Raw genomic sequence first — 8,457 nt, forward strand, 5'->3', positions numbered from 1 at the left:
CCGGCCCGCGCGGGGGCTGGGGGTTATTCCGTTTTGTGTTCTGGCGTAAGCCCTTCTCCTCGATTTTTTTGTTGGGTTGTGGGGGGGGGGGGGGGGGTTCGAGCGCGCCAGCCACCCCATTTGTGCTGTCACGGCTGGGCGTCGCTCCAGTCGCGCAGACGGCGCTGGCTGTCGCAGTCGGGGTCGTCGCTGTTGTGCGGGAAGCGGCCTCCGGTGGTGCGCAGGTCGTTGAGGACCTGCAGTAAGTCCGACTCGCCGCCCAGGGCGGTGTCGATGTATCCGTTTCCGCAGGTGCAGGGCGCGATGAGGGTGAGGACGTCGCGCTCTTGGTCGCCGTCGCTGGAGTGGTGCAGCCACAGGCCGCCGTCCAGGTAGGCGACGGCGCTCGGCTCCAGTCCGGCTCCGGCCAGGGAGGGCTGGCCGCTCCAGCCGTCGTCGTTCAGGGCCCTGCCGAGAGTGTCGGGGTAGGCGTTCCAGACGTGGTCCAGGGCGGCCGTCTCGGCATCGTCGCGCTGTTCGTCCTCGCCCTGCACGCCGATCTCAAGGGCGATGTCGAAGAGGACGGCGAGCGGCGAGTCCGCGCCGGCGGCGACGGTGGGCGGGGTGAGGGTCTCGGTCACGTACAGCTCCTTCAGGGGTTCGGGAGCGACCGGGCTGTCCGGTCCTCCGCGCCTCCCCGACCAGCGCTGGTCAACTGGCCGGGGCAGCACGGGGATCCGTCAGAACGGGGGTTCGTCGTACGGAATGGTGAGGCGGGCGCGGGTTACGCGGCGGCCGTGGCGTCGTCAGTCGCCAGTTCCATGCGGATCAGGCTGTCGGCGGTGCGCGGGATGCCCTGGCGGTCCTGCTCACGGATCGCGTCGTCCGGGGCGCTGAACGCGGCGTACGGCGCTCCGCCGCTCATCAGGACGTACACGCTGGCCAGCGGCTCTCGCGGGGTGACCCACGGGGCGGCCGCATCCACGGCGAGCGTGGTGGTGCTCCAGGGGGCGCCGCACAGCGTGTCGGCGAATTCCTGCCGGTCCGTGAACGTAGTGGCGGGCTTCCACCCGTCGGGGCTGGCGCCCTGCCGTTGAGCGGCCTGCCGGGCGGCTTCGATGGTCGCGTGGACGGACTGAGGGCGCCGGTAGCGGTAGAGGAGAGTCACCGTTTGCGGCTCGGTCAGCTCGCGCATCGCTTCCAGACCGGCACGGCCTTCAGCCGTGTCGGCGAGGCGGAACTGGTCAGCGTGGGCGAGCAGGACACGGGCGGCGTGGTAGCCAGCGGCTGCGGGCGAAGGCGCGGTGGCCATCAGCGCGGCGATCTCGTCACTGGCCCTGCGAAGGCTGTCGAGCGTGGTGCGGAGCTTCTCGATCGTCCCGTCGCGCACCTCCAGGAGCTGCTCCAGGTTGGAGCTCTTCCGCTCGAAGTCGCCTGCCCGGCCGCGTTCCTGGGTGAGCTCGCCTTCCAGGCCAGGGACACGTTTCGCGGTCTCCACCGCTTCCTCGTACGTGCGGCGGGTGGACCGGCGAATGATGCTGATCATGGGCTTTCCCCCTGTGCTTTGGTGGGTGACCGGGGTGTTCCGGCTCCCCTTCACCGCCCGGCCCGCCAAACGGCGGTACGGGCGGATCAGGCAGCCGTCAGCGCTCAGGCGCTGCCGGGGTCAGGCGGCCAGGCCGTGGCCGGTCGGCGCCGGGTAGGTCATGACGGTGTCGGGACTGGGCTCGTAGCCCCCCTCGCACGGTTCGCACTGGCCCTGGGTGCGCAGCGGGAGGCACGCGTAATACCGCCTTCGGCACGTGGGGCAGGTCTGCCTCGCCGCCATCGCCCGGTCCAGGGCGAGTTCCTGAGCGAGGGTGGGTGTCCGTTTGGGAACTGCAAGATCGACGCGGTACAGCCAGGCCCACCGGTTTCCGCCCCGGCATATGAGCCGGGCGACGGGGTCGTGGCCGCCGGGGCTCAGGCCCATCGCTCGTAACTGGCGGCGAGTGGCAAGTCCGGTCTCCGGGGCGGGCTTCTTCTCTCGTGCTGCGGCGCGTACGGCCACGGCTCCGGGGGCCTGATTGTTGCCGAACTCGGGGAAGCCGTCGTCGTCGTAGAGGTCGACGTCGACCAGGTCGTCTTCGTCCGGGCTGTCCATCACGCACTCCAGGCGCCGGGCAACGGGGCGGGGCGCTGCGGGTGGCGACGGCCGGGGCGGAAGGGCCGGGGCCGGCCGATCCGGCGGCGCGGTCGGGGGATGAGCACGGGCTGTTCCTCCAGACGTCGGTGGGCAGCAAGCAGCGCGCCCCGCCCCGCCGGGGGGGGGGGGGGGGGGGGGGGGGGGGGGGGGGGGCGGGGGGGGGGGGGGGGGGGGGGGGGGGCGCCCCCCCCGGGGGGGGGGGGCCCCCCCCCGGACAGGGTGACCGGATTTCAGTGGCAGGCCGGAGGTGCGGGCAGCGCACGGCAGGTGCTGGCGTGCTCGGTGGCCTGCTCGCGGATCAGCTGGAAGTCCTGGGCTCGGATGCCGCTGGTGGTGCGGCACCCGGTGCAGCGCCACCAGGCCGGGCCCGGGGCGTGCAGTTGGTGGTCCGGCCACGGGTCGGCGCCCGCGATCTCCACTTCGGATGCGCTGCGGCCATCGAGACGGATCCAAACGTGTTCCGGGCCGCCGCAGGACGGCGCGTCCAAGCGCAGGAGGATCCGGCCGGTGGGGGTGCGGCGGATCATGTGATCGCGTTCGGCGGTGGCGAGCAGGGTGAGCATCCGGGCGCGGGTTCCGAACTTCTCTGCGTCGGGGAACGAGCGCAGGGTGGTCCACAACTCAGGGATCGTGACCAGGTGCTGTCCGAGATCGCGGATGTGGTCCAGGAGGTCCAGCAGCGCGCTGTACGCGTCGTCGCGTTCCAGGGTGTTGCTGTACTGGTCGACGTTCAGGTCGGTGAAGAGCTTGTCGGTGTCGACGCTGCGGGTCACGAGGGTCGCTCCTTGTCAGCGTTCGCGGGCGGGCTCGCCGGGGCAGAACCGTTCCAGGGGCTGTTGGGGTCGTGCTGGCGCAGGCCGGTGAGGAAGTCGAGCACGACCCACAGCCGCTCGCCCGGGGTCCCGTACTCGGGGGCGATGATCGAGACGTACGTGCCGGTGCGGACCTCGCGGTAGAGGTCGCGGTCCAGTCCTGGCCACTGAATGGCCATGTCCGCGCGGCTGATTCGTCCGCCGAACGCGGTGACCGGCTCACCGTCACGGGTGGTGGCGACCACGGGCGGCTCCTGCACGCCACCGTCGGGGCGGCATTCGTTGATCCGGACGACCAGCCCGGCGGCGCACGCGGCGCCGACCAGGCGTTGGAACAGCTTCGGGTTGGTGACCACCAGCTCGACTGCGGCGCGTTGCTCCCACCACAGACCGTCCGCACCGGTGCCGGCGAACCCGGGCTGCGAGCAGGTGGTGACGTATCCGGCCCGGCACAGGGCGGCGAGTGTGGGCACCAGATGCGCGGTCTCATCGTCGGGGCCGTAGCGCGGCTGGTATCCGGGGCGGGAGGCGATCTTCCCCTCCAGCCAGAGGGCCATCAGCTCACCGAGGTCGGTGATGGTCCCGGCGGACCTCCAGCGGCGTCGGTCGGAGCGGCTCATCCACGGGAGTTTGATGTCCACGACTGTCACCGCCCGGTGGTCGTGGCCGACGGGCTCGGGGAGGGGGTGGCGGGCTGGCCGTCCGCGTTGTCGTGGGAGGCGAGGACAATCGCGGTGAGGGCTGCGGCGATCAGCGCGAGTCGCAGCACGAGCGGCATCTTCTTCTTGGCGGGGGCGGTGGGCTGCGAGGGGATGAACCAGCCCTGGACCGGCTGCTGCTGCGGGGTGTTCTCCGGCATGACGAATCTCCTTGCGGATCAGTGGTGTTGGTTGTGGTGGTACGCGGGTGGCCGGTCGGCCGGTGAGGTCCTCGAACGCAGGGTGTTTGCGTTCGAGGACCAGGCGGGTCGACGGGATGTCAGCGCTGGAGCTGGTGGACGTTGTCGGGGGTGTCGTCGGCAGGCCGGTCGGCCGGGACGTGGATCTCGCGGATCTCGTTGTGGATCCGGGGAGCCACATGGACGACCACTGCGCGGCGCAGCTGGAGGCCGCGCAGTGCGAACGCGGAAGCGAGCAGCCAGACGGCGACGGCGATTCCGGTGGCGAGAGTGCGGCCCAGTTCGGGAGCGGCCGACCAGATCATGGCGGCGCTGCCTGTACCCCACGCTGTCCACAGGAGGCGGGCGGCGGTGCTACGGAGGAACCCGCCGACCAGGCCGACAAGGCCTGCGACCTGCCAGAGGGTGTAGAGGGTGGAGCCGCTGACGGCGAGGCCGGCGGAGTGCTGGGCGATGTAGGAGCGGACCGGCTGGTCGACGACCGCGAGCACGCCGGTGAAGGTATCGGTACCGATCTGCACGCGGGGCGCGGCGGTCAGCAGGCGGTGGAGCGCGTCGGCGAGGACTCCGGCCGCGCCGTCCAGGAACAGCGCGACGACGGCGAATCCGGCGAGGGCCAGCACCGTCTTGATCCAGTTGGCCATCTCGTGCCAGCCGAGCTCGTGGGCCTGGCGCAGGTCCTCCCAGCGCTGGTGGAGGACGCCGCCCTCGGTCCAGGCGTCCTCCCACCACTCGCTCAGGGCGGCACGCCGTGACGTCGTCCTGTCGGTGTGCTTCGCGGCCAGGGGCGGGGTCGGCGGGAAGTTGAGGGCCTGGCCGCTGTCGGCGGCCGTGGACTCCTGGCGCTGGGCGGGGATGGGCGTGCCGCTGTCGTGGTCAGCCACGGTCGGCTTCTCCTTCGAGAGATGGTGACGGTGCGTACGGGATGGGAATGGATCTGTTGCCGGGGCCTGGTGGTGCGGCAGGCTTGGGACGGCACGGCCGTACAGGGGCAGCAAGGGGACGCGATGGCAGTCGAGTTCGATTCGGTGATCGCCGACGGGGTGATCTATCCGGCGTTCACCGACGACGTCGGCGTGCTGTGGATCGACGACGAAGAGGACTTCGAGGTGGTCGTCGACCATGCGGTCGTCGACGGCGTGATCTATGAGGCGGAGGTCGATGAGTACGGCCGCCTGCTGATCTACCTGGACGACGACTGATCGCGTGCTGCTCCGGGCGGCCTGCCCCGTACTCAACTCCCGGCCACGCGGGCGGGGTTCGAGTACGACGCAGGGGGCCCGGCGTCAGCGGACGTCGTTACGGGTGCGGGCGAAGAACATCCCGCGCGTGCTGCTGTTGTTGTTGATCTCGGTGTTGTGGGTGACGGGGCCCTCGAAAACATTCGTCGTGCTGCCCTCTTTCACCTTGGCGATCGCTGTGCCGACCGCCGTGGCGACCATGGCCAGCCCGGCGAACGGGGCGATGACGATGAGCGCGAAGCGTTCGAGACCGGGGACGCTGACGAGGGACAGGCCCTTGAACATGAGCCAGGCCGCGCAGCCCAGCCCCGTGGATCCGGCGCCGACGCCGATGGAGGCGACGGCGATCCCGGCCGCCCAGGCGGGCACGATCCTTTTGTCGTCCTGCTTCACGGGCGGGGCGTCGCCGTAGGCGGGCGACTCGGTCTCATCACGGAACGAGGTGGCGAACTGCCGCTCGGGACGGCACGCCTCCGCGATGATCCGCTTGGCTTCGGCGGCGGCCTCGGAGTCGGACATCGGGCGGCCGGGGGTGGGCTGGAAGTCCACGGGGTTCTCCGTTCGGGGCAGGCGCGGGCGCGCCCTCCCTGCCGTGGTGGCGGGGAGGGCGCGGCGCGTGGGGGAGCGGGGCGGGCTATCAGAGGCTGCTGATCCATCCGGCGGCGTTGCTGATCCCGTTGGTGATGGTGGGGGCAATGCCGGTGGAGGCGAGGGTGAAGCCGAACAGGACGGCAGCGAGAGCGGGCCAGAGCCGCAGGTAGCCGGTGCGGAGCAGGATCAGCACGACGATTCCGGCGAGGACGACCAGGGAGACGGTCAGTGCCACAGCGAAAAACTTCTTTGGGAGGGCCGGCGGCCGGGCGCGGGGCGCGGCCCGGCCGGTGAAGGGGGCGGTCAGCTCTTGAGCGTGGTCAGGGCGTTGCGGATGCTGCCGAGCTTGACCGCGCGGTCACCGTCGGCGTTGACCAGCTCCAGGATCTGGAGTGCGTCCAGCGGGTCGTCGTGTGCGTCGAGGACGGCCTGGACGCGGTCGCGGATGGTGCGGGAGCGAGGCTTGGACTCCGCCGGCATCGACGCCGGGACGGGGGTGGCGGTCCGGAGGGCGCCGCCGCTCTTCTTCTTGCTCCTGCCGCCACCGCCTTCGCCGTCCTCGTCTTCCTCGGGTTCGGGGAAGACCGCGCGGTACGCCTCCATGCCGTCCAGGCGCTGGGCGTAGGCGTCACCGATGAGGTCCCAGGCGGCCTCTTCGATCTCGGCCGGGGCGCCAGGCCCATAGAGGTCCAGGACCATCGGGTCCAGGCCCTCGGTGGGCATGTCGGAGCCGATGTTCCAAAAGCGCATCTTGCTGGACGGGTAGCGGCCGTTGACGTTGTACGCGGTGCCCTGGGTGCCGGGCAGGTCGTCGTCCTCGTGTTCCTCGTCGAACTGCGAGACGAGGTCGACTTCGCCGGCGTACTTCGGGATCGGGGCGAGGACCATCCCGGTGGGCAGCAGGCCGTCGGTCACCAGCTGCTTCATCATCGAGCTGGTCCAGCGAAGCAGGATCACTTCGCCTTCCTTGAGCATCGCCCTCAACGTGTCGCTGCCGCCCATCTCTTCGAGGTGGCCGGCCTGTGCGAACAGGCCGATGCCGACGCCCAGGCTCCGGCCGGTGCGGCCGATGTCCTTGATGTAGAAGGTGGCTTCGTCCCGGTAGGGCGCGCCCTTCTCCAGGAGGCGGTTCGCTTCGTCGATGATCTGGTAGATCAGCGGGTCGGGGCGGCCGATCAGGAACTTCGAGCGGCCCATCCGGGAGTAGCGCTCCTGGCGGTCCATCATCGTCAGCCACGTCGTGCGCAGCTGCGCCATGGTGCCTTCCTGCGTGGTGACGCGCCAGGCGACGTTGCCGTCCGCGCCGCGCCCGGTCTGCCCGTACGCCTCAGGAGCGGACTGGCCGCCCTTGAGGTCGGCGTACAGGACGGCGATCCCGGAGCGCTTCATCGCGGCGAGGATGATCTGCCCCGCGGTCGACTTGCCGGCGCCGGTGGTGCCGAACAGCAGCAGGCGCTGTGCGGAGCCGGATGCCGGGTCGTACAGGCGCAGCAGGGAGGGCCGGCCGTTGTGGTAGCGGCCGATGTAGATGCGCCCGCGGCTGTCCATGACCAGCATCTGCGGGTCGGCGAGGATAACCCGGGCGAGCGGGTCGTGGGGGTAGATGGTCACCAGGGCCTTGGACAGGGCCGTGTTGACCTCGATCGCGAGCCGGTTGACGTCCGTGATGCGCAGGGCGTTGGCGAGTCTCACCGGGTGGTAGGTGATGACGTCGCCCGCTTCGACAGCTTCCACGGTGAGTTCGTAGATCTTGCTCATGCCGGGAGCTCCTTGCTGTCGCCGTCGGTGTCGGGGACGTCGACGGCGCGGATCGCGGTGATGACGGTGCCGGGCATGCCTTTGGGGGCGATGAGCGTCTGCCAGGCCATCTGCAGGTCCATGGCGTCCGCCGGGGCCACGCCGACGGTGAGTCGCCGGACTCCGGCGCCCTGCCGGGGCACGGGGGTGATCTTGATGTCGTCCTCGGGCCAGTTGATGGCCGCGGACAACTCCAGCAGGTCGATCTTCGGGACCGGCTTGCCGGGGATGGTGGAGCGGATGACGGCGGCCATCGACTCCGGGCCGGTCTGCTCGATCTGCTCCAGCACCGTGTTCGGGGCGGCGCCGCCCTCGATGGCAACGTGCTTGGCCCAGAACACGGCCTGCGGGTGCTGCGAGCCGTCCTGGACGGTGTCCCAGGCGAGGACCTCCTTGGTCTGCTCGATCGCGTCCGGGGTCAGCGACTTCTCGCGGCCGACCAGGATGCGGGCGAGCCGGGCCGGGCGCACCCGCAAGACGCCAGCGGTCCACACGGCGTCGGCGAGCAGCTGCCACCACCAGTCGATGCCGGACACGATGTGCTGCGCGGTGAGCATCACGGCCAGGGACGCCGACGGGGTGAGGTAGAGGGTCATCGCCGTGTTGCCGTTGATGTCGCGGGGCAGGGTCGCCGACCACAGCGTTCCCCATCCGGCGCACAGCATCGTGCAGGTCATCGACGTGCTGTAGAGGTCGGGGGTGAAGATTCCGGCGGTGAGTGCGCCGGTGCCGGCCACGGTCGCCGCGCGGCCAACAGCGTTGCGGGCCAGGGCTGTCCGGCCGCGCAGGGGTCCGAGGCTGATCATCGGGTCTGCTCTCCTTTAGGGCATAGGGAAGGGGGGGGGCCCCCGGGGGGGGGGGGCGCCCCGCCTGGGGGGGGGGGGGGGGGGGGGGGGGGCGGGTGGTGGTGTAAGTCAGGTCGGGCCGGAGGGATCCCTAGGGGCGGTTGTTGGG

12 protein-coding genes are annotated in these 8,457 nt (G+C 70.9%); 1 reads left to right on the forward strand and 11 read right to left on the reverse strand.

The window, feature by feature from the left end; genetic code table 11:
- Positions 1-128 precede the first annotated feature (128 nt).
- From ACFYPC_RS36785 to ACFYPC_RS36815, 7 genes are all read right to left on the reverse strand, one after another.
- A complete protein-coding gene (locus ACFYPC_RS36785) occupies positions 129-620 on the reverse strand; it encodes a hypothetical protein (protein ID WP_391891696.1) in 492 nt (163 codons plus the stop codon).
- A 143-nt stretch (positions 621-763) separates the two neighbouring features.
- The gene (locus ACFYPC_RS36790) at positions 764-1,525 is read right to left on the reverse strand and encodes a hypothetical protein (RefSeq protein WP_391891697.1); all 762 of its coding nucleotides are present in this window, start codon (positions 1,523-1,525) and stop codon (positions 764-766) included.
- 120 nt (positions 1,526-1,645) lie between these two features.
- Positions 1,646-2,122: an RRQRL motif-containing zinc-binding protein gene (locus tag ACFYPC_RS36795; RefSeq protein ID WP_391891698.1), complete on the reverse strand. Its 477-nt coding sequence runs from the start codon at positions 2,120-2,122 to the stop codon at positions 1,646-1,648.
- Positions 2,123-2,394: 272 nt separating this feature from the next.
- Entirely contained in the window at positions 2,395-2,937 is a 543-nt protein-coding gene (locus ACFYPC_RS36800; RefSeq protein ID WP_391891699.1) for a hypothetical protein, read from the reverse strand.
- On the reverse strand, positions 2,934-3,596 hold the full coding sequence (locus ACFYPC_RS36805) for a DUF6919 domain-containing protein (protein ID WP_391891700.1): 663 nt from the start codon (positions 3,594-3,596) through the stop codon (positions 2,934-2,936). The genes ACFYPC_RS36800 and ACFYPC_RS36805 overlap by 4 nt, the downstream gene beginning before the upstream one ends.
- 26 nt (positions 3,597-3,622) lie before the next feature.
- Positions 3,623-3,835 (reverse strand): hypothetical protein, encoded by a 213-nt coding sequence (locus ACFYPC_RS36810; RefSeq protein ID WP_391891701.1) that lies wholly within the window; start codon positions 3,833-3,835, stop codon positions 3,623-3,625.
- Between the two features lie 119 nt (positions 3,836-3,954).
- The gene (locus ACFYPC_RS36815; protein WP_391891702.1) at positions 3,955-4,758 is read right to left on the reverse strand and encodes a hypothetical protein; all 804 of its coding nucleotides are present in this window, start codon (positions 4,756-4,758) and stop codon (positions 3,955-3,957) included.
- 123 nt (positions 4,759-4,881) lie between these two features.
- Here ACFYPC_RS36815 and ACFYPC_RS36820 point away from each other — a divergent pair, with 123 nt between their 5' ends.
- Positions 4,882-5,076 carry a hypothetical protein gene (locus ACFYPC_RS36820; protein WP_391891703.1) on the forward strand — a complete coding sequence of 65 codons (195 nt, stop codon included), beginning with the start codon at positions 4,882-4,884 and terminating at the stop codon, positions 5,074-5,076.
- An 84-nt stretch (positions 5,077-5,160) separates the two neighbouring features.
- On the opposite strand, the gene ACFYPC_RS36825 is transcribed toward ACFYPC_RS36820, so the two are convergent.
- From ACFYPC_RS36825 to ACFYPC_RS36840, 4 genes are all read right to left on the reverse strand, one after another.
- The gene (locus ACFYPC_RS36825; protein WP_391891704.1) at positions 5,161-5,664 is read right to left on the reverse strand and encodes a hypothetical protein; all 504 of its coding nucleotides are present in this window, start codon (positions 5,662-5,664) and stop codon (positions 5,161-5,163) included.
- An 88-nt stretch (positions 5,665-5,752) separates the two neighbouring features.
- The gene (locus ACFYPC_RS36830; RefSeq protein WP_391891705.1) at positions 5,753-5,941 is read right to left on the reverse strand and encodes a hypothetical protein; all 189 of its coding nucleotides are present in this window, start codon (positions 5,939-5,941) and stop codon (positions 5,753-5,755) included.
- Positions 5,942-6,009: 68 nt separating this feature from the next.
- A complete protein-coding gene (locus tag ACFYPC_RS36835) occupies positions 6,010-7,464 on the reverse strand; it encodes a transfer protein (RefSeq protein WP_391891706.1) in 1,455 nt (484 codons plus the stop codon).
- Entirely contained in the window at positions 7,461-8,309 is an 849-nt protein-coding gene (locus tag ACFYPC_RS36840) for a hypothetical protein (protein ID WP_391891707.1), read from the reverse strand. The genes ACFYPC_RS36835 and ACFYPC_RS36840 overlap by 4 nt, the downstream gene beginning before the upstream one ends.
- Positions 8,310-8,457: the final 148 nt, after the last annotated feature.

It is taken from the genome of Streptomyces sp. NPDC005808 (assembly GCF_042871385.1).
Lineage (GTDB): Bacteria > Actinomycetota > Actinomycetes > Streptomycetales > Streptomycetaceae > Streptomyces.